At 63.9% G+C, this 24,319-nt stretch carries 24 protein-coding genes and 1 pseudogene; 13 read left to right on the forward strand and 12 right to left on the reverse strand.

From position 1 onward, the window contains the following. Positions 1-27: 27 nt before the first annotated feature. Complete coding sequence (locus J7302_RS17180) at positions 28-1,812, forward strand: Na/Pi cotransporter family protein (RefSeq protein ID WP_215377542.1); 1,785 nt, start codon at positions 28-30, stop codon at positions 1,810-1,812. A 33-nt stretch (positions 1,813-1,845) separates the two neighbouring features. Here the strand turns inward: J7302_RS17180 and ggt are convergent, their stop codons facing one another. The 6 genes from ggt to J7302_RS17210 all read right to left on the reverse strand — a co-directional run bounded on the left by ggt (position 1,846) and on the right by J7302_RS17210 (position 8,143). Beyond that, on the reverse strand, positions 1,846-3,555 hold the full coding sequence (ggt, locus tag J7302_RS17185) for a gamma-glutamyltransferase (protein ID WP_215377421.1): 1,710 nt from the start codon (positions 3,553-3,555) through the stop codon (positions 1,846-1,848). A 4-nt stretch (positions 3,556-3,559) separates the two neighbouring features. Continuing rightward, the gene (locus J7302_RS17190) at positions 3,560-3,811 is read right to left on the reverse strand and encodes a YfhL family 4Fe-4S dicluster ferredoxin (RefSeq protein ID WP_215377423.1); all 252 of its coding nucleotides are present in this window, start codon (positions 3,809-3,811) and stop codon (positions 3,560-3,562) included. 117 nt (positions 3,812-3,928) lie between these two features. Next, on the reverse strand, positions 3,929-4,408 hold the full coding sequence (gene coaD / locus J7302_RS17195; RefSeq protein WP_215377425.1) for a pantetheine-phosphate adenylyltransferase: 480 nt from the start codon (positions 4,406-4,408) through the stop codon (positions 3,929-3,931). Between the two features lie 100 nt (positions 4,409-4,508). Beyond that, the gene (locus tag J7302_RS17200) at positions 4,509-6,104 is read right to left on the reverse strand and encodes a GMC family oxidoreductase (RefSeq protein WP_215377427.1); all 1,596 of its coding nucleotides are present in this window, start codon (positions 6,102-6,104) and stop codon (positions 4,509-4,511) included. A 34-nt stretch (positions 6,105-6,138) separates the two neighbouring features. Further along, complete coding sequence (locus J7302_RS17205) at positions 6,139-6,684, reverse strand: twin-arginine translocation pathway signal protein (protein WP_215377430.1); 546 nt, start codon at positions 6,682-6,684, stop codon at positions 6,139-6,141. 28 nt (positions 6,685-6,712) lie between these two features. Continuing rightward, positions 6,713-8,143: a coniferyl aldehyde dehydrogenase gene (locus J7302_RS17210; RefSeq protein WP_215377432.1), complete on the reverse strand. Its 1,431-nt coding sequence runs from the start codon at positions 8,141-8,143 to the stop codon at positions 6,713-6,715. Between the two features lie 215 nt (positions 8,144-8,358). Between J7302_RS17210 and J7302_RS17215 the strand changes: the two genes are divergently transcribed. Further along, the gene (locus J7302_RS17215) at positions 8,359-9,024 is read left to right on the forward strand and encodes a TetR/AcrR family transcriptional regulator (protein WP_215377434.1); all 666 of its coding nucleotides are present in this window, start codon (positions 8,359-8,361) and stop codon (positions 9,022-9,024) included. Between the two features lie 157 nt (positions 9,025-9,181). Here the strand turns inward: J7302_RS17215 and J7302_RS17220 are convergent, their stop codons facing one another. From J7302_RS17220 to J7302_RS17235, 4 genes are read right to left on the reverse strand one after another with little or no spacing between them, the layout of a single operon-like run. Continuing rightward, the gene (locus tag J7302_RS17220; protein WP_215377436.1) at positions 9,182-10,207 is read right to left on the reverse strand and encodes a hydrolase; all 1,026 of its coding nucleotides are present in this window, start codon (positions 10,205-10,207) and stop codon (positions 9,182-9,184) included. Between the two features lie 36 nt (positions 10,208-10,243). Next, complete coding sequence (gene rsmD, locus J7302_RS17225) at positions 10,244-10,843, reverse strand: 16S rRNA (guanine(966)-N(2))-methyltransferase RsmD (RefSeq protein ID WP_215377438.1); 600 nt, start codon at positions 10,841-10,843, stop codon at positions 10,244-10,246. Further along, positions 10,843-12,327 (reverse strand): M16 family metallopeptidase, encoded by a 1,485-nt coding sequence (locus J7302_RS17230; RefSeq protein WP_215377440.1) that lies wholly within the window; start codon positions 12,325-12,327, stop codon positions 10,843-10,845. Before J7302_RS17230 ends, rsmD begins: the two co-directional genes overlap by 1 nt. Then, on the reverse strand, positions 12,320-13,675 hold the full coding sequence (locus J7302_RS17235; RefSeq protein ID WP_215377442.1) for a M16 family metallopeptidase: 1,356 nt from the start codon (positions 13,673-13,675) through the stop codon (positions 12,320-12,322). The genes J7302_RS17230 and J7302_RS17235 overlap by 8 nt, the downstream gene beginning before the upstream one ends. A 143-nt stretch (positions 13,676-13,818) precedes the next feature. On the opposite strand from J7302_RS17235, the gene ftsY reads away from it, so the two are divergent. The 5 genes from ftsY (at position 13,819) to J7302_RS17260 (ending at position 18,513) form a co-directional block, all read left to right on the forward strand. Next, positions 13,819-15,192, forward strand: coding sequence for a signal recognition particle-docking protein FtsY (ftsY, locus tag J7302_RS17240; protein ID WP_215377444.1), 1,374 nt, complete (start codon positions 13,819-13,821; stop codon positions 15,190-15,192). Next, positions 15,189-15,857: a cell division ATP-binding protein FtsE gene (gene ftsE, locus J7302_RS17245; protein ID WP_215377446.1), complete on the forward strand. Its 669-nt coding sequence runs from the start codon at positions 15,189-15,191 to the stop codon at positions 15,855-15,857. The genes ftsY and ftsE overlap by 4 nt, the downstream gene beginning before the upstream one ends. Continuing rightward, on the forward strand, positions 15,857-16,876 hold the full coding sequence (gene ftsX / locus J7302_RS17250; protein ID WP_215377448.1) for a permease-like cell division protein FtsX: 1,020 nt from the start codon (positions 15,857-15,859) through the stop codon (positions 16,874-16,876). The genes ftsE and ftsX overlap by 1 nt, the downstream gene beginning before the upstream one ends. Positions 16,877-16,988: 112 nt before the next feature. Further along, the gene (gene rpoH, locus J7302_RS17255) at positions 16,989-17,843 is read left to right on the forward strand and encodes an RNA polymerase sigma factor RpoH (protein WP_215377450.1); all 855 of its coding nucleotides are present in this window, start codon (positions 16,989-16,991) and stop codon (positions 17,841-17,843) included. A 64-nt stretch (positions 17,844-17,907) separates the two neighbouring features. Beyond that, complete coding sequence (locus J7302_RS17260; protein WP_215377452.1) at positions 17,908-18,513, forward strand: hypothetical protein; 606 nt, start codon at positions 17,908-17,910, stop codon at positions 18,511-18,513. 30 nt (positions 18,514-18,543) lie between these two features. On the opposite strand, the gene mtgA is transcribed toward J7302_RS17260, so the two are convergent. After that, positions 18,544-19,236 (reverse strand): monofunctional biosynthetic peptidoglycan transglycosylase, encoded by a 693-nt coding sequence (gene mtgA / locus J7302_RS17265; RefSeq protein WP_215377544.1) that lies wholly within the window; start codon positions 19,234-19,236, stop codon positions 18,544-18,546. A 66-nt stretch (positions 19,237-19,302) separates the two neighbouring features. Here mtgA and J7302_RS17270 point away from each other — a divergent pair, with 66 nt between their 5' ends. The 6 genes and pseudogenes from J7302_RS17270 to J7302_RS27145 all read left to right on the forward strand — a co-directional run. Continuing rightward, entirely contained in the window at positions 19,303-19,680 is a 378-nt protein-coding gene (locus J7302_RS17270) for a DUF423 domain-containing protein (protein ID WP_215377454.1), read from the forward strand. A 151-nt stretch (positions 19,681-19,831) separates the two neighbouring features. Then, on the forward strand, positions 19,832-20,032 hold the full coding sequence (gene thiS / locus J7302_RS17275) for a sulfur carrier protein ThiS (RefSeq protein ID WP_215377456.1): 201 nt from the start codon (positions 19,832-19,834) through the stop codon (positions 20,030-20,032). A 92-nt stretch (positions 20,033-20,124) separates the two neighbouring features. Continuing rightward, positions 20,125-20,919 (forward strand): thiazole synthase, encoded by a 795-nt coding sequence (locus tag J7302_RS17280; RefSeq protein WP_215377458.1) that lies wholly within the window; start codon positions 20,125-20,127, stop codon positions 20,917-20,919. A 23-nt stretch (positions 20,920-20,942) separates the two neighbouring features. Further along, on the forward strand, positions 20,943-21,662 hold the full coding sequence (gene trmB / locus J7302_RS17285; RefSeq protein WP_215377461.1) for a tRNA (guanosine(46)-N7)-methyltransferase TrmB: 720 nt from the start codon (positions 20,943-20,945) through the stop codon (positions 21,660-21,662). Positions 21,663-21,815: 153 nt separating this feature from the next. Then, positions 21,816-23,159 (forward strand): DUF1329 domain-containing protein, encoded by a 1,344-nt coding sequence (locus J7302_RS17290; protein WP_349814457.1) that lies wholly within the window; start codon positions 21,816-21,818, stop codon positions 23,157-23,159. Positions 23,160-23,308: 149 nt separating this feature from the next. After that, positions 23,309-23,605, forward strand: a pseudogene (locus tag J7302_RS27145) (transposase family protein); the annotation flags it as partial. A 448-nt stretch (positions 23,606-24,053) separates the two neighbouring features. On the opposite strand, the gene J7302_RS17295 reads toward J7302_RS27145, so the two are convergent. Then, on the reverse strand, positions 24,054-24,308 hold the full coding sequence (locus J7302_RS17295) for a hypothetical protein (RefSeq protein ID WP_215377466.1): 255 nt from the start codon (positions 24,306-24,308) through the stop codon (positions 24,054-24,056). Positions 24,309-24,319: the final 11 nt, after the last annotated feature.

The following is a 24,319-nucleotide window of genomic DNA, read 5'->3' on the forward strand; positions in this document are numbered from 1 at the left end:
ATCTTGCTGGTGCTGGCCTCTGTCGCCATGGCCAGCAGCTTCTGGTTCAGCTCCGGCTGGCTGCAGCTCTGCGCCGGCCTGGCGCTGTTCCTGTTCGGCATGCAGTGCCTGGAGGAGGGGCTGCGGCAACTGGCAGGCAGCAAGCTCGAGCGGTTGCTTGCCCGCAGCACGGCCACGCCGTTCAAGGGCCTGATGTTTGGCATCTGCGGCACGCTGTTGCTGCAGTCCAGCACGCTGGTATCGCTGCTGACCATTGCCTTCATCAGCACCGGGCTGATCCAGCTTGCCGGGGGCATCGCCATCCTCTTCGGCGCCAACCTCGGCGCCACCAGCGGCATCTGGCTGCTGGCCCTGGCCGGGCAGAATCTCAGTCTCAGTCCCTTGGCATTGCCTCTGCTGGTGTTCGGCGTAATGGGTGGCTTCGTGGGTGAGAAAAGCAAGGCTGCCGGGCGCATCGTGCTGGGAATAGCCTTCATCTTCCTCGGTATCGACCAGATCAAGGATGGCTTCTCCAGTTTCGGCGAAGGCTTGGACATGACCGCGTACCAGGCGGATGGGCTGCTCGGTAACCTGTTGTTCGCGCTGGTCGGCCTGCTGGTGACCGTGGTGCTGCAATCCAGCCATGCGGCCCTGATGCTGACCCTTGCAGCGCTGGCCGGCGGACAGTTGGAACTGGGCCAGGCCCTGGCCATTGCCATCGGTTCGAACATCGGCAGCAGTGTCACCACGGCCTTCGTCGGTTCGCTCGGTGGCAACCGCAGCGGCCAGCGCCTGGCCCTGGCTCATGTGTTATTCAACGTGGTGACCTGCAGCCTGGCCTTTGCTCTGCTTTCACCGCTGGCCTGGCTGGTTGGCTACCTGGCTGCACTGACGCGGCTGGCCGGCAACGAACTGATCCAGCTGGCCATGTTCCACAGTCTGATCAATGCCATGGGCGTGGTGCTGTTCTGGCCCCTGCAGGAGCGCCTTGCGCTTTGGCTGGTGCGCTGGCTGCCAGAGCGCGAAGAGCCCCGGGTGCTGATCACCGAGTTGGCCGTGGGCACAGAAGAGCCCGAACGCACGCGCGCGCGTTACCTGAACGAGCGGGCGCTGGATTCGGTGGACGCCGCGGCCAGCGCAGTGGTCCGCGAGCTGCAGCACCTTAGCCGGCTGAGCGTGGAGGTGATCTGCCACGCCTTGTACCTGCCCGTGGACCAGTTGACGCATGCTCATCCTGACGAGCACCTGCTTCAGGCAAGGCCCGAGCGCCATCACCTGGATGCTGAATCCCTCTATCAACGCCACATCAAGGGCGTCTACGGCGACCTGCTGAGCTTCATGGGGCGTCTCGACCTGCCGATGGATGAGGCCCACCAGCAGTTCTGGGTCGGCTGCCAGGTCGCAGCCCTGCAGTTGGTAGATGCGGTAAAGGATGCCAAGCACCTGCAGAAGAATCTTGGGCGCTATCTGGACGCGGAGCCTTCGGCTGCCCGCGATGCCTATGTGGATCTGCGTCGCAACTTGCTGGCATTGCTCCACGAACTGCGGGAACTGGCGCGCACTGAGCTGCCTGAGGAGCTGTGGCAGTCACGCCTGGCCGCCCTGGACGAGAAGGCCGCGCACTTCGATGGCGGGTTCCGTACCCGGCTGTTCGCCGCCGTGCGTCGCCAGGAACTGGATGGCTTCCAGACCAGCTCATTGATGAACGACCTGGGCTATGCCAGTCGGATCTTCCAGAGCCTGCGCAATGTGCTGATGCTGAGCGAGGGGCAGGAACTGTTCCGCGAGCTGCGCAGGGTCGGCCAGGATGAGGAGTCGTTGATCGTGTTGTAGGGGCGCGCGACGGCCCGCCCTGCGGACGTGAGATCACTCCGCCGTTATGGGCGTCATGAGCACCTCGGAAAGGCCCAGGCCGCGCGGGTCGCTGGCGGCCTCGAGGGTGCGCTTGGCCTTGTTCCAGAACAACACCTGCTGGTTGCCATAGTTGCGTTCCAGCGGCTTGAGGCTGTAGCCGCGGGCTCGCAGTTCGGCGCTTTCGCTGGCGCTGAAGGCACCGGGCTCATGCTCGATCTGGTCGGGCAGGTACTGGTGGTGATAGCGCGCTACGGCAGGCCAGCGGGCTACCGGCTGGCCACTCAGGTATTCCAGGACCGATAGCAGCACCATGCTGGGAATTCGGCTGCCGCCGGGGGTGCCGAACGCGGCGAATTCCTGCTCGCTCTCGATGAACGTGGGGCTCATGCTCGAAAGCGGGCGCTTTCCGGCGGCGATGGCATTGGCCTGACTGCCGGCCAGCCCGTAGGCATTGGCACCGCCTGGGTCTGCGGCGAAGTCGTCCATCTCGTCATTCAGCAGCACGCCGGTTTCGGGCACCGTGAAAGCCGCACCGAAGGGCAGGTTGATCGATAGGGTGGCGGCCACGGCGTTGCCGTCCTTGTCGATCACCGTGAAGTGGGTGGTGTGATCGCCCTCGCTCCAGGGCGGGGAGGGCGGCAGGCTGCTGCTCGGGGTGGCGCGGCGGGAGTCGATGCCCGCTGCCAGGGCTTTCAGGTATCCGGCGTCGAGCAGCTTGTTCGTGGGGATGCGGACAAAGTCCGGGTCGCCAAGCAAGCCCCGGTCGCGGTAGGCGCGGCGCAGCACTTCAACAACGTAATGGGTGCGCTGAATGCGGTCGGCTTTCTGCCAGGGCAGTTGTTGCAGCATTGCCAGGCTCTGCGCCAAGGCAATGCCGCCTGCCGAGGGTGGCGGTGCGCTGATCAGTTCGCGGCCTTCGGCAAGGCTGAAACGGATCGGCTGTCGCTCTACCGTCCGGTAGTCGGCGAGGTCGGTCAGGGTCCAGATTCCGCCGGCGGCGCGCACACTTTGCACCATCTTCTCGGCGGTGTGTCCGGCATAGAAGCCGGCCTTGCCATAGCGGGCGATGTGCTCAAGGGTGTCGGCCAGGTCCGGTTGGCGCAGCAGGCTGAATTCTTCCGGGATCTCGCCGCGGTGGTCGAGGAACAGGCGAGCGCTTTCCGGGTCATCGCGCAGGGCTGCGAGACGCCAACTGGCGCGCTCACGGTAGATGCGATCGACGGAGATGCCGTCACGCGCCAGGCGGATGGCCGGGGTCAGGCTGTCATTGAGGGGCAGGCGCCCGTAGTGTCCGGCCAGGTCCACCAGCGCGGCGGGCAGGCCGGGGATGGCTGCTGCCAGTGGCCCGTCGAGGGAGAGGCCGTCCTGGATCCTGCCATCACGCTTGTAGAGCTTGGCATGGGCGGCGCGCGGTGCACGTTCGCGCGCATCGAGAAAGCGATAGACGGTTTTGGCACCGGCCTGGCGCAGGAGGAAGAAGCCGCCACCGCCCAGGCCTGACCCATAGGGCTCGGCTACGGCCAGCGCCGCGCTGATGGCAACCGCAGCGTCGAAGGCGTTGCCGCCCTGGTTCAGCGTCTCCATGCCGGCCACTGTGGCGGCGGGATTGGGCGTGGCGACCGCAGCGCGGCCCGGCTCGGCAGCCTGGAGCGCGCCCGCGAGGAGGAGGAGCGTAACGAGCAGCGCGCTACGCCAGTTCAAGCCGCGTTCCAGGCGGCCCATGGGCTCAGGCCTTTCCGGTGAGCTTCAGGTATTTCTCCATCAGCTCGTCCTTGCTTTCGACATGGGTTTCGTCCAGCGGGATGCAATCCACCGGGCAGACCTGCTGGCATTGCGGCTCGTCGTAATGGCCGACGCACTCCGTGCACAGGTTGGGATCGATCACGTAGATCTCTTCGCCTTGGGAGATCGCGCCGTTCGGGCACTCGGGTTCGCAGACGTCGCAGTTGATGCAGTCGTCGGTGATTTTCAGGGACATCGGGACAACTCCTGCCGTCGCAAGGCAGCGGCGGCCATGAACAGAAATTAGCGGAATTGTGCCGGATTGCCGTGATCGGCGCATCTGTTGCGCGCGCCGACCAGGGCAGACGGTCCGTCAGCGCTTGAAGCGTTCGGCCAGGGCTTGCGCCACGGCAGGGTGGACGAACTTGCTGATATCGCCGCCCAGGGCGGCTATCTCACGCACCAGGGTGGAGGAAATGTAGGAATACTTTTCCGACGGCGTGAGGAACATGCTCTCCACGTCCGGCGCCAGTTGGCGGTTCATGTTGGCCAGCTGGAACTCGTACTCGAAGTCGGACACTGCGCGTAGACCGCGCAGGAAGACATTCGCGTTCTGCTCCTTGACGAAATGCGCCAGCAGGCTGGAAAAGCCCACTACTTCGACGTTCGGCAAGTGCTTGGTGACCTCGCGGGCCAGTTCCACACGCTGTTCCAGGCTGAACAGCGGATTCTTCTTGGGGCTGGCGGCTACCGCGATGATCACGGTATCGAACAGGCGCGATGCGCGCTCGATCAGGTCGCCATGGCCCTTGGTGATAGGGTCGAAGGTGCCCGGGTACAACACTCGGTTCATCGCGACGTCCTGGCAGGGGTCCGTAAGGGACTCGGATGTTAGCGCAGCAGGCCCCTGCGGCCAAGATTAGGCCGCATACGGGGACATGTGGCAGGTGCTATCAGGCTTTGCCGAGCCTCTCGGCAAGGGCGCTGGCGAGCTTGGCGGTTAGTCCATAGACCGACAGCTGCGGGTTGGCGCCGATACTGGTTGGAAATAGCGAGCCATCATGGACCGACAGGTTGGCCAGCTGGTGGTGGCGGCCCAGGCTGTCGGTGACGGCCAGTCTGGGGTCTTCACCCATGGCGCAACCGCCCATTACGTGGGCGCTGCCCAGGCGGGTGCGGTACAGCCTCAGGGGCAGGCTGTCGATCAAGCTGCGGGCGTCGGCAAGGGTCTTCACGTAGTCGGCGTCACTGTGCAGCGGCAGCACCGCACGGGCCCCGGCGGCGAACTGGATTTCCGCCATCACATGGAAGGCCCGGCGGATGCCGTCCCAGGTGTAGTCGGTCATCCGGTAGTCGAGCACGGGGCTGCCGTCGCCACGCAGTTCCACCGTGCCTTCGGCGCTATCCGGGTGGAAGCCATCACGCATCAGCGCCAGCATCACGTTGGTGTGGGGTAGCTGCTCCATGCGCAGGGCATTGTCGACGCCGAAGCGGCCGAGCAGGGTGGCAGTGAGGGAGGGCTGCAGCGGCGGCACCTCCAGCTTGTAGGACATGCGCCCGGTGGTGCCGTCGTCCCACTGGAAATGGTCGGAGTAGATCGATTGCGGCGCGCCGTAGAACGGGTTGATCAGCCGGTCGAACTGCGCGGCGGAGAAGTTCACCACATGCAGGAAGGTGCGCTTGCCGGTGCGGCCATGCGGGTTGGGCGCATCCGAGCGTAGCAGCAAGCCGGGTGTGTTGATGCCGCCGCCAGCCAGTACATAGTGGCGTGCCTTGACGGTGATCCTGCGACCGGTCGGGGCGACGCAACGGTCGTCCAGGGCCAGGCATTCGATACCGGAAACCTGATCACCGTCGATCAGCAGCCGCTCGGCGCGGGCCAGGTAGAGCAGCTCTCCGCCCTTCTCGAGAGTGGCGGGAATGGTGGTGACCAGCATCGATTGTTTGGCGTTGGTCGGGCAGCCCACCCCGCAGTAGCCGAGATTCCAGCAGCCGCGCACGTTTCGCGGGATGACTTTCCAGTGGTAGCCGAGCTTCTCGCAGCCAGCACGGATCACGTCGTTGTTGGCGTTCGGCGGTAGCGACCAGGGGGCGACGCCCAGTCGCTGTTCCATCTTCTCGAACCAGGGGGTCATGTGGGCCACGCCCAGCCCTTTGACTCCGTGCTCCTTGGCCCAGTGCTCCAGGGTCGGCTCCGGGGTGCGAAAGCTGGAGGTCCAGTTGACCAGGGTGGTGCCACCGACGGCACGGCCCTGCAGTACGGTGATCGCGCCGTCCTTGGTCATGCGGCCGATGCCTTCCTGATACAGGGCCGGGTACGCCTCGGCTTCCTGCATCTTGAAGTCGGTACTGGTCTTGAGTGGGCCCTCTTCGATCAGCAGCACCTTGAAACCGGCCGCACTGAGGATTTCCGCGGTGGTGCCGCCGCCCGCACCGCTGCCGACGATGGCGACGTCGGCCTCCAGGGTCAGGTCCTGCTCCAGGCGCGAGCCATTGTGGGTTTTCCAGCCGCGGGCCAGGCCTTCGGTGAACAGATCGGGTACGGGCATGTCGGGTCTCAGGTCTTATTGTTTTGGGCAGGGCTCAAACAGCCGGCGGGCCGGGATAGCCGCAATGGGCCCAGGATTCCGGGCGGCTGTACCAGGCCATCATCACCAGCTGCAGCAGCGAGGCGTGGCCCATTTGCAACAAACCGATGGAGCTGTTTTGCCAGCGGTCGAGAAACTGGCGGACATCCTTGGCGCTGGCCTTCTCCCAGTTGCCCCAGACCCCGGTCAGCGGCCCGCGGGTCAGTGGCAGCGCCAGAACATCGAAGAGTTGCACGGTGAGCTTGAGCATCTCCGGCGAGAGCCGGTGCAGCGAATAGTCCAGACTCTGCAGGCTACCTTCGAGGGCCTGGGGCATCTGCGCAGGCGTCACAGCGCCTTCCAGCATCACCGGTATCAGCGCGCGCAGGAATGGCAGGTCAGAGTCTCTGAGCACTGCAAAGCCACTTGCTGGCATGCTCGCCGAGCAGCCGGTGAGGCTGGCCGTGGCGCCTGCCGTGGCGAGGAAGGCCGAGCCGAACAGGCCGACCTTGAGCAGGTTGCGTCGGGACAGGCCCGTTGATTCGAAGGTGGTTTCGCGCATTCTTCTTATGTGCCTGCGAGGGTCCGCCTCAGCGGACGAAGAGTTTGTAGACCAGCTTCTGGACGGCCTTGCCGTAGGGTGGGTAGATCATCTTCGCGGCATTGAAGCGCTGTTTGATGAACACGCCCTTGGCCTTGCTGAAGGTGAGGAAGCCTTCATGGCCGTGATAGTGGCCCATGCCGGAGGGGCCGACTCCGCCGAAGGGCATGTCGTCCTGGGCTACGTGCAGCAGGGTGTCGTTCAGGCACACGCCGCCAGAGTGGGTCTCGTTCAGTACGCGTTGCTGTTCGCGCTTGTTGTAGCCGAAGTAGTAAAGCGCCAGCGGTCGCGGACGGTCGTTGATGTAGGTGAAGGCATCGTCGATGTTCGAGTAGGGCACCACCGGCAGCAGCGGGCCGAAGATCTCTTCCTGCATCAGTTTCATGTCATCCGTGGCGTTCAGCACCAGGGTGTGCGGCAGCCGGCGGCCCTGTGCTTCGGGGAACAGCGGGACCAGATGTGCGCCCTTGGCCTCCGCATCGGCCAGATAGCCCTTGAGGCGGCCAAGTTGGCGTTCGTTGATGATGGCGGTGTAGTCAGGATTGTCGGCCAGCTTCGGGAAGAAGGCCTGGACCGCCAGGCGATAGGCTTCGACGAATTCCTGGGCGCGCGCCTCGGGTACCAGCACATAGTCCGGCGCCACGCAGGTTTGCCCTGCGTTCAGGGTTTTGCCGAAGGCGATGCGCTCGGCGGCATGGGCCAGTGGCACGTCGTGGGAAACGATGGCCGGCGATTTGCCGCCCAGTTCCAGGGTCACCGGCGTCAGATTTTCCGCCGCCGCGCGCATCACGTGCTTGCCGATGCTGGTGGCGCCGGTGAACAGCAGATGGTCGAAGGGCTGCCGGGAGAAGGCCGCGCCCACGTCCGCCTCGCCGAGGACAACCGCTACCAGGTCTTCGGGAAAGATCTGCGCCAGCAGGCCCTTGAGCAGCTGCGAGGTGGCCGGGGTGGATTCACTCATCTTGATCATCACCCGGTTGCCCGCTGCCAGCGCCCCCACCAGCGGGCCAATGGCAAGGTACAGCGGGTAGTTCCACGGCACGATCACGCCGACGACGCCCAGCGGCTGATACACAACCTTGGCGGAGGCCGGCTGGAACGCTATGCCGACACCGCGCCGCGACGGCTTCATCCATTGGCGGATGCGTTGGGTCGCGTATTGGATACCGTGCAGGCTCGGCATGATCTCGGCGATTCGGGTTTCATCCGCCGAACGGTTGCTGAAATCTTCGGAGATCGCCGCGATCAGTGCTTCCTGCTGGCTGAGCAGCAGTTCTCGGAGCGACTTCAGCCACTGGATGCGCTGCTCGGCACTGGGCATGGGGTTGGCGCGGAAGGCCTCGCGCTGGCGCTGGAAAAGGCTCTCCAGCTGGCTGATCTGCTGCTGGCTTTGTTGCAGGTAGGCGATGTCGGCGACCATGCTTCGGCTCCTATGCGGGCCCTGATATTTTGGTGTCGCTGGTTGTTTAGAGCAATTGCTCTAGCCTGTCAAATAGCATGCCTGCCGTAGTGCCCGGCCGCAGCCCAACGAAAGCTGGGCAGGTGCTTGTGAGGGAACACCGGGTGTTTCCTTGCAGCCTCGCGGTGTACCTTTGGCGCTCGCCATGCCCCACCGATTGCAGGATGAATTGCCAGATGGCCCTACGACCCAAGACCCGCGACCGTATCGTCCAGGAGAGCCTGACGCTGTTCAACGTCCAGGGCGAGCGCAACGTGACCACCAACCATATTGCCGCGCATCTGGGCATGTCGCCGGGCAATCTCTATTACCACTTCCGCAACAAGCAGGAGATCATCGCCGAGCTGTTTGCCCTTTATGAGGCCCAGGTCGACGGCTTCCTGCGCCTGCCAGAAGGCCGGGAGGTGACGGTGGAGGACAAGACCTTCTATCTGGAGGCCTTGCTCGCGGCCATGTGGCAGTACCGATTCCTGCATCGCGACCTGGAGCATTTGCTGGAGTCCGATCCCGAGCTGGCCGCGCGCTACCGGCTCTTCGCTCAACGCTGCCTGGACCATGCCCAGATCATTTACCGGGGTTTCGTGCATGCCGGAATCCTGCTGATGAACGACGCTCAGGTCGAAGCCCTGAGCCTCAATAGCTGGATCATCGTCACTTCCTGGGTACGCTTTCTCTGCACCACTCGCACTGAGTCGGCCGATCTCAGCGAGGACATGCTGCGCCGAGGTATCTACCAGGTGCTGGCGCTGGAGGGTGGTTATCTCGCGCCCGAGGTGCAGCCGGCGGTGCGGGCGCTGTACGAGAGGCTGTACGTGCCGTTGGAGCTGGTAATCCCGGATTGATCCAACCAACCTTGGCTGCGGGCCGTGGCATCGCTGCGATGGCTATAGCGTTGTGACCAACCCCACCATGCCTGGAGCGGTACCTCCAACCCTGCCTGGAAATCGCAGGTGGTTTTTCACAGGGCGAAACCCGGCATATAGCAGCTCTTGGTTGCAATCAGCCTCGTAGCTTCGATTGGCCTCTCAGCCAGGTGGGAATCCGCCGTTCCAGGTAGTAGGCCGGAGTCTTCGGCGTTCCCTCGATGAACCCCACGTGGCCGCCATTTGGGTGCAGCTCCATCTGGGTGCTGGCGGACAGCTCATGGGCCTCCGGCAGACTGTGGCGGAAGACGAAAGGGTCGTCGGCGGCCTGGATCAACAGGGTGGGGATGCGAATGCCGCCAAGGTAGTAGCGGCTGGAGGCCCGGCGGTAGTAGTCCTGAGCATCGGCGAAGCCATGCAGGGGGGCGGTGATGCGGCCGTCGAAGTCCCAGAAAGTGCGCAGCCCGTCGAGGGGGCCGAGTTGTTCCAGGGTAGAAAGATGGTCCGATTGTCCGTGGTAGGCGAAGTGGTGCTGCTTGCTCTTCACGTAGGCCACCATCTCACGCATGAAATGCGCCTGGTAGACCCGCGAGAACCCCAGGCCGATGCGGTCGGCACACTGATCGAGGCGATAGGGCACTGAGACCGCCACGGCAGCTTGCAATGGGCAATCGTCAGCTGTTTCGCCGAGATACTTGAGCAGCACGTTGCCCCCCAGCGAGAAACCAACGGCATAGAGCGGCGCCAGTGGGCGACTGGCACGCAGGTGCGCGACCGTGGCTGCGAGATCCTCGCTGGCCCCGGAGTGGTAGCTGCGAGGTAGCAGGTTGGGTTCACCCGAGCAGCCGCGCCAGTTGATTGCAATGCTGGCCCAGCCTTGGGCGGCCAACTTCTGCTGGAGACCGAGTACATACAACGAACTGGAAGAGCCGGTGAGCCCATGCAACACCAGCACCAGCGGTGTGCTGGCTTCATGGGGGCCATGCCAGTCGAGGTCAAGGAAGTCGCCATCCTCCAGCCACAGTCGCTCGCGCTGCCGCTCAAGCTGCGGCGGGGTGCGGCAGAACGGCGACCAGAGTGTCTGCAGGTGCGGCCCAGGCAACCACCAGGCGGGCAGGAATGCTGCCCGGCTGGCATCTGGGTTGAATTGGAATGAGGTCATCGGACTTACCCAACTGTCAGGTTGGTCTGCCCGCACTCAAGTCTGGCGTTGCCAGAGGGCGTAGTACACCTGGCCAGTTTTCTTCTCGCGGTGCAGGCGCCAATTGCCCGGTAGGCCGAGTGTCGAAGGCGGGGTCTCGCTTTCGGTATAGACCCAGGATTGGGGGGCCAGCCAGCCCCGACTTTCCAACAGGTCGCAGACAGGCGACAGCAGGCCTTTATGGAAGGGCGGGTCGAGGAAAACCAGGTCGTAGGTCGTGGGCGACTGGGTGTCGAGGTAACGCAGGGCATCGCTCTGCAGCAGTTGCCCGCGCTGGCAGCGCAGCACGTCGAGGGTGCTGCGCAGGGCGGCGACCGAGTCGGGGTTGAGGTCCAGCGCCAGTGCTTCTGCGGCACCGCGCGAGAGCGCTTCCAGGTAAAGGGCGCCGCTGCCGGCGAAGGGGTCCAGCACACGGGCGCCCTCGATATAGGGCGCCAGCCAGTTGAACAGGGTTTCGCGCACTCGATCCGGTGTTGGGCGCAGGCCCGGACCATCGGGGAACGCGAAGCGGCGCGAGCGCCATTCGCCGCCGATGATGCGCAGCTGGCCCTGGCCGCCGTGAGAGGGTTTGGCAGGTCTGGCGGTTGGCTTGCGCATCAGTGCTCCGGTACGCCGCTGGGCAGCGCGGCGGGTTTGTCGGTGGGAGGCGGGAGCTCCTTCTGGGCGACGGTCGGGCCGGCGGTGACGATGACGAAGTCATCCGCGCTGAGGTGCTTGGCCATCGCGGCCTTGACCTCGGCGACATTGAGCGCCTGGACTTGCCGCATGAAGTCTTCCAGGTAGGTCAGCGGCAGGTTGTAGAAACCGATGGCGCCTAGCTGCCCGACGATGTCGGCGTTGCTCGCGGTGGATAGCGGGAAGCTGCCGGCCACCTCACGCTTGGCATCGTCCAGCTCCTTCTGGGTTGGCCCCTCGGCCAGGTACTGGCGGACAATGTCCTGCACCAGCTTGAGCGTGCCCTGGCTCAGTTCGGCGCGGGTCTGCAGGCCGATCATGAAGGGGCCGCGCACCTGCATGGCGGTGAAACCCGAGCTGACGCCGTAGGTAAGACCGCGCTTCTCGCGCACTTCCTCCATAAGGCGGGTGCCGAAGCCGCCGCCGCCGAGGATCTGATTGCCCAGGTAGAGGGCTGCGTAGTCCGGTTCGTTCCGGTCGACGCCGAGCTGGGCGAGCATCAGGTGGGTTTGCTTGGAGGGGAACTCGATATGGGTCAGGCCGGCCTTGGGCGCATCTGGTTGTACCAGTTTGGGCAGTGCCGGGCCTTTGGGCAGGGCCTGGGAGACCTGGTTGGCAATGGCCTCGGCATCTGCGCGGGAGAGGTCTCCGACCAGGGCGATCACCACGTTACCGGCCGTGTAGGCCTTTTGGTGGAAAGCCTTCAGCTGAGCGGGGGTAATGCCGGGGATGGACTGCTCGTTACCATCGCTGGGGTGGGCATAAGGGTGTTGGCCGTAGAGCTTATCGAACAGTTCCAGACCAGCGAGCTTGCCGGGGTTCTGCTTCTGGTACTCAAAACCGGCCAGGACCTGGTTCTTGATCCGTGCAAGCGCGTCTTCCGGGAAGGTGGGAGCACCCACAACCTGGGTGAACAGGTCGAGCGCCGGCTGGCGCTGCTCGCCAGCGGTCAGGCTGCGGAGGCTGGCGACGGCCATGTCGCGGTAGGCACCGTTGCCGAATTCGGCGCCCAGGCCTTCGAACCCCTCGGCGATAGCAGTGACGTCCTTGCCGGCGACGCCTTCGTTGAGCATGGCATTGGTCAGCATGGCCAGGCCGGGTGCACCGGCATCCTGGCTGCTGCCAGCGGCGAAGGTCAGGCGCAGATCGAACATGGGCAGCTCGGGGGCGGCTACGAACAGCACCTTGGCACCCTCTGGCGTCTGCCAGCTCTGGATCTCCAGGGCGCGGCGACCGGGTGCCTTGCCGTCGAGTTCAGCGAGGGACTTCAAACCCTCGACCTGGGTCTGGGCAGCACTTTCAGTGGTGGCTGGGGCCGGGCGGCTGGCGATGAATCCCAGCACGCCGAGCAGGGCGATCAGGGCGATGCCGAGCAGGCCGTAACGCAGGCCGTTGCGCTCACTCATTGGGGGCTTCCTCGGGCAGGATGTGGGCGACGCTTAGGCGGTCGCGGGTAAAGAAGGTCTTGGCGGCGGCCTGGATGTCGGCCGGGGTTACGGCCTCCAGGGCTTTGAGGTCCTGGTCCATCAGCTTCCAGGACAAGCCGACCGTTTCCAGTTGGCCGATAGTGGTGGCCTGGCTGGTGATGGAATCACGCTCGTAGACCAGGCCCGCAATCGCCTGGGCACGAACCCGCTTGAGCTCTTCGACGCTTGGCGGCGTTTTCTGCAAATCTTCCAGCTGGCGCCAGATGCCGGCTTCGGTCTGCGCGAGGGTTTTGCCCTTCTGCACGTTCGGCGTAGCGCTGATGACGAACAGGCTGTCGCCGCGAGGGAAGGCGTCGAACCAGGCGGAAGCGCCGCTGACCAGCTCTTCCCCCCGCTCCAGACGGCTCGGCAGGCGTGCGCTGTAGCCGCCGTCGAGCAGGGTGGCGATCAGGCGCAAGGCGTGGACCTGGCGGGGGTCCTTGGCGGTGGACAGGCCAGGCACGTTGAAGCCCATCATCAGGCTCGGCAGCTGGGTGCGCACGTGCAGGTTCAGGCGGCGCTCGCCGGGTGCACCCAGTTCCAGCGGCTGCTTGGCTACCGGGACAGTGCGCTTGGGAATCGAGCCGAAGTAGCGCTCGGCCAGGGCCTTGACCTCGTCCAGAGTCACGTCGCCGACCACCACCAGGGTGGCGTTATTCGGTGCATACCAGGATTCGTACCAGTGGCGCAGCTCCTCCACCTTCATGCGGTTGAGGTCGGCCATCCAGCCAATGGTGGGGATGTGGTAGCCGCTGGCCGGATAGGCCATGGCCTTGAAGCGCTCGAAAGCCTTGGCCGTCGGCTTGTCGTCGGTGCGCAGGCGACGCTCTTCCTTGATTACCTCGATTTCGCGCTTGAACTCCTCTGGCGGCAACTTGAGGCTGGCCAGGCGGTCCGCCTCCAGCTCGAAGGCCACCCCCAGGCGATCGCGGGCGAGGACTTGGTAATAGGCGGTGTAGTCGTCACTGGTGAAGGCGTTTTCCTCGGCGCCTAGTTCGCGCAGGATACGCGAGGCTTCGCCGGGTCCGAGCTTGCGGCTGCCCTTGAACATCATGTGTTCGAGTGCGTGGGAAAGACCGGTCTGGCCCGGGGTTTCGTAGCTGGAACCGACCTTGTACCAGAGCTGGGAGACCACCACCGGCGCGCGGTGGTCTTCGCGCACAACGACCTTCAGGCCATTGTCCAGGGTGAACTCGTGAGTGGGCTGGTTGTCTGCTGCCAGTGCCGCAAGCGGCAGGCTGAGCACGCAATACAGCAAGCCGGCGGCTTGGCGGGCGATCGCTTTCATCGATGTATTTGACCTGTCGGACGGCCCCGGCGGTCGTACCGCCTGCGGGCGAAGAGGTGCTAGGATACCCCATCCTTTTCCGGGGCGGCGAAGCGGGCCGGGCAAGAGCCGGCGTGGCCGCCCCCATGAGATGTAATCGACCCATGTTTGGTTCCAACGACGACAAGAAAGCTCCAGCGCCTGCCGGGGAAAAGAAATCCTTGTTCGGCTGGCTGCGCAAGAAGCCTCAGGACACTGCTCCCGCCGCTCCGGCTGAGCCGGTCGCGCCTGCCGCAACCGAGGTTCCTGCCACCGTTGTGCCTGAGGTTGCTCCCACTGTGGAGCAGGCCCCAGCAGCGGCCAGTCCAATTGCGCCTGATTTGCCCGCAGTGGCAGCGCCTGCACCACGGGTGGAGGCGCCCGTGGCCGTCGAGCCTGCTGCACCTGCACCTGCACCTGCACCTGCACCTGCACCTGCCGCGGCAGTGGTCTCGGAGCCAGCTCCGGCAATTGAATCCATGCCGGCGCCAAAGCCGGTGGTTGATGTCACACCGGTTGTTGTAGCTGAAGTCCCACAGGTTGTTTCGGCGGAATCCGAGCCTGCCAAGGTCGGATTCTTCGCCCGCCTCAAGCAAGGTCTGTCAAAGACCAGCGCCAGCATCGGCGAAGGCATGGCCAGCCTGTTCCTTGGACGCAAGGCCATCGACGATGACCTGCTGGATGAAATCGAGACCCGCCTGCTAACTGCGGACGTCGGCGTTGAGGCCACCAGCGTCATCATCCAGAGCCTGACCCAGAAGGTCGCACGCAAGCAGCTGGCCGACAGCGATGCGCTGTTCAAGGCCCTCCAGGAAGAACTGGCGGTTTTGCTGCGTCCGGTGGAGCAACCGCTGCGCATCGACGCAGGGCGCACGCCCTACGTGATCCTGGTGGTCGGCGTGAACGGGGTTGGCAAAACCACCACCATCGGCAAGTTGGCCAAGAAGCTGCAGCTTGAAGGCAAGAAGGTGATGCTGGCTGCCGGTGACACCTTCCGTGCCGCCGCTGTCGAGCAGCTGCAGATCTGGGGCGAACGCAACAACATTTCCGTCATCGCCCAACACACCGGTGCGGACTCCGCCTCGGTGATCTTCGATGCCGTGCAGGCAGCCAAGTCCCGTGGCGTTGACGTGTTGATCGCCGATACCGCCGGACGCCTGCATACCAAGGACAACCTGATGGAAGAGCTGAAGAAGGTCCGTCGGGTTATTGGCAAACTGGACGAAAGCGCGCCCCACGAAGTGCTGCTGGTGCTGGACGCCGGCACCGGACAGAACGCCATCAACCAGGCCAAGCAATTCCACCAGGCCGTCAACCTGTCGGGCCTGGCCCTGACCAAACTGGACGGCACCGCCAAGGGCGGGGTGATCTTCGCCCTGGCCAAGCAGTTCGGCTTGCCGATCCGCTACATCGGCGTCGGCGAGGGGATCGACGATCTGCGCACCTTCGAGGCCGACGCCTTCGTCAAAGCCCTGTTCGCTGAGCGGGAGTCTGCATGATTCGATTCGAGCAGGTAGGCAAGCGTTACTCCAATGGCCACGTCGGCCTGCACGAACTGAGTTTCCGCGTGCGCCGGGGCGAATTCCTTTTCGTCACCGGCCACTCCGGCGCAGGCAAGAGCACCTTGCTGCGCCTGCTGCTGGCCATGGAGCGACCGACTACCGGCAAGCTGCTGCTGGCCGGGCAGGACCTGTCGCAGATCACCAACGCACAGATCCCGTTCCTGCGTCGGCAGATCGGTGTGGTGTTCCAGAATCACCAGTTGCTGTTCGATCGCAGCGTATTCGATAACGTGGCCCTGCCGATGCAGATCCTCGGCCTGTCCAAGCCGGAGATCGCCAAGCGCGTTAGCGTCGCCCTGGAGCGAGTCGCCCTCGCGGACAAGGCCGAGCTGTATCCGGCCGACCTCTCCACCGGCCAGCAACAGCGTGTCGGCATCGCCCGGGCTGTGGTGCACCGCCCAGCCTTGCTCCTGGCGGATGAGCCCACCGGTAACCTCGACCCTCGCTTGGCGGCCGAGATCATGGGCGTTTTCGAGGACATCAATCGTTTGGGGACCACAGTGCTGATCGCCAGTCACGACCTGGCGCTGATCGCGCGCATGCGCCATCGCCTGCTCACCCTGCAGCGTGGCCGCCTGATCGGCGATGGGGAGGCTGTCTGATGAGCGCTTCCCGCATGCCGCCACCCAAGCCTGCCGAACGTGTTGGCGCAGCTCCCCGAAACACCGAGTCTCCGGAACAGGTCGACGACGGCCCGGATTTCCGCACTCTGCTGCATGCCTGGCTGGAATCCCATCGCGCCAGCCTGCTGGACAGCCTGCGGCGCCTGGGCCGTCAGCCCATTGGCAGCTTCTTCACCAGCCTGGTGATGGCGATCGCGCTCAGTCTGCCGATGGGGCTGTCGCTGCTGCTGAGCAACGTCGAGCGTCTCGGTGGTTCCTGGCAGCGTGCAGCGCAGATCTCGCTGTTCATGCATATGGACGCCAGCGAGGCCCAGGGCCAGAAGCTGCGTGACGAGATCGCGCTTATGCCGGACGTCGCTGAAGCCGAATGGATCAGTCGTGAACAGGCCCTGGCCGAATTGCAGCAGCAGTCGGGCCTGGGCGAGGCGCTCAAGGAGTTGCCGCAGAATCCATTGCCCGGCGTGGTCCTGGTTACTCCAAAAGAAGTCGACAAGGCCGCCTTGGAAGCGCTGCGCCTGCGCCTGGCTGAGCTGCAAGGAGTCCAGCAGGCTCAGCTCGACCTGGTCTGGGTCGAACGCCTTTCGGCCATTCTCAAGTTGGGGGAGCGTTTCGTCTTCGGCCTGACCGTACTGCTCGTGCTGGCCTTGTTGCTGGTCATTGGCAATACCATTCGTCTGCATATTGAGAACCGCCGCACCGAGATCGAGGTGATCAAGTTGGTGGGCGGCACCGACAGTTACGTGCGGCGTCCCTTCCTCTATATGGGCGCGCTGTACGGCGTTGGTGCAGGCCTGTTGGCCTGGCTGGTGCTGGCGTTCGGCCTGGACTGGCTGAACGATGCCGTGGTGCGCCTGGCAGGGCTCTACGGCAGTGATTTCGCCCTGGCAGGTGTGCCGGTAGCTGATGGCTTGTCCCTGCTGCTGGGCGCCGTCCTGCTCGGTTACATCGGTGCGTGGCTGGCCGTGGCGCGCCATCTGAGCGAACTGGCCCCGCGCTGAAGCTGGTCAGTTCGACAGGATTTTCCCAGGGTGTAACGAAACTTTTACGCCCCCTTGCAGTCACATAGGCCAGTGCTACACTGCGCGAGCTTTAGTGAATCGGAGGATTCGCATGACCACTTCCCTGCAACCTGTCTATGCCCTGGCCCCCGGTGCGAACCTGGAGGCATACGTGCATGCGGTCAACGGCATCCCGCTGCTGACTGTCGAGCAGGAGCGCGATCTGGCTGAACGCCTCTTCTATGAACAGGATCTGGAAGCGGCACGGCAAATGGTGCTGGCGCACCTGCGCTTCGTCGTGCACATCGCCAAGAGTTACTCCGGCTACGGTCTGGCCCAGGCCGACCTGATCCAGGAAGGCAACGTCGGCCTGATGAAGGCCGTCAAGCGCTTCAACCCGGAAATGGGTGTGCGCCTGGTGTCTTTCGCGGTGCATTGGATCAAGGCCGAAATCCACGAGTTCATCCTGCGCAACTGGCGGATCGTCAAGGTCGCGACCACCAAGGCGCAGCGCAAGCTGTTCTTCAACCTGCGTAGCCAGAAGAAGCGCTTGACCTGGCTGAACAATGATGAGGTCCATGCCGTAGCCGACACCCTCGGTGTGGAGCCCCATGAAGTTCGCGAGATGGAAAGCCGGTTGACCGGACAGGACATGGCCTTCGATCCAGCGTCGGATGCCGATGACGATGCTGCTTTCCAGGCGCCTGCGCACTATCTGGAAGACCATCGTTACGATCCGGCTCGCCAGTTGGAGGAGGCTGACTGGAGCGACAACTCCACGGCAAGCCTGCACGAGGCGCTGGAAGGTCTGGACGATCGCAGTCGCGACATACTCTACCAACGCTGGCTGGCTGAGGAGAAAGCGACCCTGCATGACCTGGCCGCCAAGTACAACGTTTCCGCTGAGCGTATCCGCCAACTGGAGAAAAACGCCATGAACAAGCTCAAGGGCTTTATCGAGGCGTAAGCGTGAAACCTGAAGAAGCCGCACCGCAAGGTGCGGCTTTTTTCATTCCGGAGAACAACCAGTCATGCCCATGCCGACTCTGCGTTCGAGCCATCTGCTGCTGTTCGTTGGAGTCGCGGTGTTGTTCTTTTCCCTGGCGATGTGGATGAACCAGGCGGCGCGTGAAGCCGAGCCTCTCCCTTGGCTGGTGGACTGGAAAGCTAAGGTCATCGAGCCGCTGTCTGATGAACGCCTGACCTTGGGCGAACTGGCCGGCCTGGCGCCGGGCGAGCTCTGGCTCCAGCCGATATCCGAAGGACCGCGCCTCGCCTACCGGGCAGAGATCGACCAAGGGGATGACGCTTGGCGTCTGGAAGCCCAACTGAAACTCAGTGAGTCCGAACTTGAGAGTCTGGCGAAGGCGTTTGGGGAGGAGGTATCCACCGAGCAACCATTGAGCGCCCAGCTGCTCGAGCAGATGGGCGCACACCAGATCGCATCACTGAATCTGGTGCCGATGGGTGAGGTGCAGGTTGATCGCCTGATCGCCAGTGTTGGTCCGCCACGCTTGCGCCTGCGCACCGCCGAGGGCGAGGCGTGGGTCTATCCGCAGCAAGGGATTAGCGTGCATGTCGTGGACGGCAAGGCGCAATTGCTGCTCCTGATGCCTCGCGAAGCGCTCAAGCGCTGAAGTCGAGGCCCAAGGGCGGGGCGGGCGTTCTCAGAGCTGCTGGAGGTATCCGCTGCCCCCCAATTGCGCCATTTGCCGGCGAATCCAGCCTCCGCGTCGTGCCACGTAGCCACTAGGGCGTGAGGCGCTCCACACACGAGGGTTGGGCAAGACGGCTGCCAACTGGCTGGCCTGCTGGCGCGACAGGCGCGCCGCGCTTGTGCCGAAGTGGTGATGGGCTGCGGCCTCGGCACCGAACACGCCATTACCCCATTCCACACTGTTCAGGTACACCTCGAGGATGCGCTGCTTCGGCCAGAACAGCTCGATCAGCCCAGTGAACCAGACTTCAAGCCCCTTGCGCAGCCAGTTGCGCCCTGACCAGAGGAACAGGTTCTTCGCCACCTGCTGGCTGAGGGTGCTGGCACCGCGCAGGTTCCCGCCGCGCTCGTTGTGGACCAATGCCGCGCGGATAGCTGGAAGGTCAAAGCCCCAGTGCTCTGCGAACTTCTGATCTTCGCCGGCGATCACCGCCACCTTGAGGTCATCTGATATCTCTTCCCAAGGGTGCCAGTCGCGCTTGAGGTCGATTGGCTTGCCGTCGATCCAGGACTCGATCTTGCGTTCGACCATCAGCATTGAGCCCGGCGGTGGTACCCAGCGAAACAGCAGGACGAGCACGACCGAGCCGGCGGCGAACCAGAGCAGCAGTTGGAACAGGCGACGGCGGATGGTCTGGAACATGCTCGGCTTGGCCCGGAGAAAATTGCGCGCCATTATAGCGGCCGCCCGTCCTCCAAGGAGTGAGTCATGGCTCGCCTGTTTTTGCTGTTGTCGGCTTTTGCCGGTTTCACCGGCGTGGCGCTTGGCGCGTTCGCTGCCCATGGCCTGAGGAGTCGGCTGACGCCTGAGTACCTTACGGTGTTCCAGACAGGCGTGCACTACCAGCTGATTCACGCCCTGGCGCTGTTCGGCGTGGCGTTGCTTGCACTGCATGCACCCGGCCGTCTGGTCAGTCTGGCCGGGGGGGGCTTTGCTCTCGGCATCCTGCTGTTCTCCGGCAGCCTTTACCTGCTCACCCTCAGCGGCATTGGCAAGCTGGGCATCATCACACCCTTCGGTGGCCTGGCATTCCTCGCCGGCTGGCTGTGCCTGGGCCTGGCTGCCTGGCGACTGGTGGCGCGTTGATAAGCCGCTGATCTTTGCTCACCACGTTTTCAGTCCCTTGCATAGTTGACCCTGGCGTCAAATTGCGGGACGAATGGCGTCCTTTTGCCTTGGTACGGCGAATGGATCGGGCTAGAATGCCGTCCCCTTTTCCAGTTGTGACTGCCTCGTCATGCGCATTCAGTTGAACGGCGAATCCTTCGAGTTGCCCGATGGCCAGACTGTGGCAGAGCTGATTGCTCGCCTGGATCTGACCGGCCGACGTATTGCGGTCGAGGTCAACGAGGACATCGTGCCGCGCAGCCAGCACGACACGCTGGCGCTGCGCGAAGGCGACCACGTCGAAGTCGTGCACGCCATTGGCGGCGGCTAGTCGGCCGTGTCTTGCGGCCTACCTGGCCCCTCGCGCCTTCTGCTTCAGCCTTCCCGTGCTTCGGTTTTCCCACTGCCCGCTAGGAGTTCACCATGAGCCACACGCCGATCGACAAGCCCTTTACCCTTGCGGGCCGCACCTATCAGTCGCGTCTGCTGGTGGGCACCGGGAAATACAAGGACCTCGACGAAACCCGTCGCGCAATCGAGGCCTCTGGTGCGGAGATCGTCACCGTTGCTGTCCGTCGCACCAACATAGGCCAGAACCCGGGCGAGCCGAACCTGCTCGACGTGATCTCGCCGGACCGCTTCACCATCCTGCCGAACACCGCCGGCTGCTATAACGCCGAGGAAGCTGTGCGCACCTGCCGGCTGGCCCGCGAGCTGCTGGACGGCCACAAGCTGGTCAAGCTGGAAGTCCTGGCTGACCAGAAGACCCTGTTCCCCAACGTCATCGAGACCATCAAGGCCGCCGAGGAGTTGGTCAAGGACGGTTTCGACGTGATGGTGTACACCAGCGATGACCCAGTGATCGCCCGTCAGCTGGCGGAGATCGGCTGCATCGCCGTGATGCCGCTGGCCGGCCTGATCGGCTCGGGCCTGGGCATCTGCAACCCGTACAACCTGCGCATCATCCTCGAAGAGGCCACGGTGCCGGTTCTGGTGGATGCCGGTGTGGGCACTGCTTCGGACGCCACCATCGCCATGGAGCTGGGCTGCGAGGCTGTGCTGATGAACACCGCCATCGCCCATGCGCAGGCCCCGGTGATGATGGCCGAGGCGATGAAGCACGCGATCGTTGCCGGCCGCCTCGCCTACCTGGCCGGCCGTATGCCGCGCAAGCTCTACGCCAGCGCCTCGTCGCCGCTGGATGGACTGATTCGCTGAGTCTGACTGATAGGTTTGCAAGCATGATTGAAGAGCAGGGTTCGCCGGCAGTTGCCGGCGAAGCGCGTCACCATCGCACCATCAAGAGTTTCGTGATGCGTGCCGGGCGCATGACTGAGGGCCAGCAACGCGGGCTCGACCAGGGCTGGCCGAAGTACGGCCTGGACCTGGCCGACGGCCTGCAGGACTTCGATGCCGTGTTTGGCCGCAATGCTCCGCGGACGTTCGAGATCGGCTTCGGCATGGGGCATGCGACCCTGGAAATGGCCGCTGCAGCGCCGGAACAGGACTTCATCGGCATCGAGGTGCATCGTCCCGGAGTCGGTGCCCTGCTCAACGGCGCCATGACCCAGCACCTGACCAATATTCGCGTCTACAGCTGCGATGCCCTGGAAGTGCTGCGTGACTGTGTGGCCGATGCCAGCCTGGACCGTGTCCTGCTGTTCTTCCCTGATCCGTGGCACAAGTCACGCCATCACAAGCGGCGCATCGTCCAGCCGGCGTTCGCCGAACTGGTGCGCCAGAAGCTCAAGGTCGGCGGCGTGCTGCACATGGCCACCGATTGGGAGCACTACGCCGAGCACATGCTGGAGGTGATGAACGTCGCCCCTGGCTTCCGCAACCTGGCCGAAGACGGCCGTTATGTTCCGCGGCCGGATGAGCGCCCGGTGACCAAGTTCGAGCGCCGTGGCGAGCGCCTCGGTCATGGCGTGTGGGACCTGAAGTTCCAGCGTATCGATTGATCCCGCGCGTGGCTTTGGCCGCGCCGGGCTAGACCTATCAGACCGGGCCCACCCGGCACCTCACCTGATCCGACCATAACAACGTCTGGCCAATGGGCCGGCGATATAAGAATGAGCGCGACGCGTCGACAAGGGCGTCGTGAGGAGAAGGCTGTGTTGAGAACCTCTGCATTTCTGCTGCTGGCTGCCTGCGCCTTTCAGGCTCAGGCCAAGGTCGATGCCGTCCAGGGTGCGCGCCTGGGGCAGGACCTGACGCCTCTGGGGGGCGAGCGTGCGGGTAACGCCGCCGGCACCATCCCTGCCTGGGACGGCGGCCTTGCCAGCCCACCTGCTGGCTATACGCCAGGCATGCATCACCCCGACCCCTACGCTGGCGACAGCCTGCGCTTCGTCGTCGATCGCCAGAACCTGAGCCAGTATGCCGACCAGCTGCCGCCGGGCCTGCAGGCCCTTGTCGAGCGTCACCCGGACTATCGCCTGCGTGTGTACCCGACCCACCGCAGCGCCGCAGCACCGCAGCGCATCTATGACGCCACCCGCCTCAACGCCGAGGATGGTGAGCTGATCGCTGGTGGTAATGGTGTGCAGGGCGTGGCTGCAGGGATTCCCTTCCCGATTCCGGCCAACGGCCTGGAGGCCATCTGGAACCACATCCTTCGCTACCGCGGTGAGCAAGTGCATTTCGTCACCAATCAGGCGGCGGTGTTGGCCAACGGCAGCTACAACCTGCTCAAGCTGGAGCGCGACATCTATTTCGTCTACGGACGCGAAGGCATGACGCCTGGCGAGCTGGAAAACACTCTGTTCTTCTACAAGTACCAGGTTGCAGCCCCCGCCCGTTTGTCCGGTTCGGCCCTGGTGGTGCAGGAAACGCTCGATCAGGTGCTGTCGATCCGCAAGGCGTGGCGCTTCAACCGTGGCGAGCGGCGCGTGCGGCGCCTGCCGATGCTGGCCTATGACACCTTGCAGCCAGACACCAATGGCCTGGCAACAGCCGACGTGGTGGACTCCTACAACGGCGCCCCGGATCGCTATGAGTGGCAGCTGATCGGCAAGCAGGAAATGCTTGTGCCGTACAACAGCTATGCGGTGCATCAGAAGGGGATTCCCTATAAGCAGATCCTCAAGGCCAGCTTCGTCAACCCTGATTTGTTGCGCTATGAGCTGCACCGGGTGTGGGTAGTCGAGGCAACCTTGCGCAAGGGCTTCAGCCATCCTTATGCCAAGCGCCGCTTCTACCTGGACGAGGACAGCTGGCAGATCCTGAGTGTCGACCTGTACGACAAAAGCGGCCAGTTGATCGGATTGCAGGAAAGTCACCCGATCAGCTACTACGATGTCCCCATGTTCGGCAGTACGCTGGAAACGCTGTACGACTTCGTAGGAAGTCGTTACTTTGCCGATGGTTTGGACAACAACGAACCGATGTATGATTTCTCAGCCTCGCTCAGCCCACGGGATTTCACCCCGCAGGCACTGCGGCGCGAAGGCAACTGAATTCCGGCCTGCCTGGCCATCCCAACCGCCCTTCGGGGCGGTTTTTTATGGTTCTTCGCAGAATCTGGGGGGAAGAGCGAGTTGACAGTCAGGGAAGCGGGTAAATTGGCAGTCGCCAAACGAACCAACCCCCACCCCCTGCTGTCGCCGTGCACCCTATTGATCTTGCCCCTTTCTGGCCAGGCTACGAGGTCGTCGCCTGTCGCCAATCCACTCACGACACCCTGCTGATCAGTCTTGAACCCCAAACCGAGCGCTTCCCGATTTGCGGCCGCTGTGCCAAACCCAACCTGTTGACCCACGAGCAGCAGCACATCCGCCAGGTGCGGGATCGTGACCTGCAGGATCAGCGCGTCCTGCTACAACTGCCGGTGCGTCGCGTCGACTGCCTGTACTGCGGACGCGTATCCGAGCGGATCGACTGTCTGGCGCCGGCTTCCCGCCTTCCCCGGAACGCAGCCTGCAACACCTCCTTGGCGGACTTGTCGGGCGGAGTGAATCGAAGGCGCGCGAAACCTTGTAGGAGCCAGCTTGCTGGCGAATGGCGCATGTTCGCCCGCAAGCTGGCTCCTACAGAGAGAGTACCGGCTATCCGGCGGTCAACTCGCCTCTCCCCCAGATTCCGCGATGACCCTTTTTTATTGGGCGCCGTATTGACGCAGGCCCCTGGCCGGCCTGGCGAATGAATTGGCTATGTCTGCGTTAGCTGTTACCAGCAATCAATGGCCGGGCTGAGAGCCGTGTAGGAGCGAGCTTGCTCGCGAAAGGGTCCGGTTCGCGAGCAAGAACTTGGCATCCCCCCGCTCCTACGAGGAGTGCCGCCACCTGCAACACTCAACGCAGACAGGGTCAATGATTTCGCTCTCCGAGGAAGGCGCAGGGTGCGTGCCGGGTTCAGTTGATCACCTGAGCGCCGGCTACGGTGTCCTCCGGCAGCGCCGATGGTGCCGGACTGATTTGCAGGTACTTGATGCTCTCTCTGGGAATCAGCAACAGATCGCCGTCCACTTCGAGGCGCAGGTAGGGCGATTCCAGCTGCCTGTGCAGGCTCTGGGCAAGTTGCAGCGGATCGTTGCTCTGCTGCGGGAAGCGCAGTGCCAGGCGCTGGCCGTCCTGGAAGTGCAGATAGAGGTGCTTGATCGGCTTCATGGGGCGTCCTC

This window comes from Metapseudomonas boanensis, assembly GCF_018704125.1.
Taxonomy (GTDB): Bacteria; Pseudomonadota; Gammaproteobacteria; order Pseudomonadales; family Pseudomonadaceae; genus Metapseudomonas; species Metapseudomonas boanensis.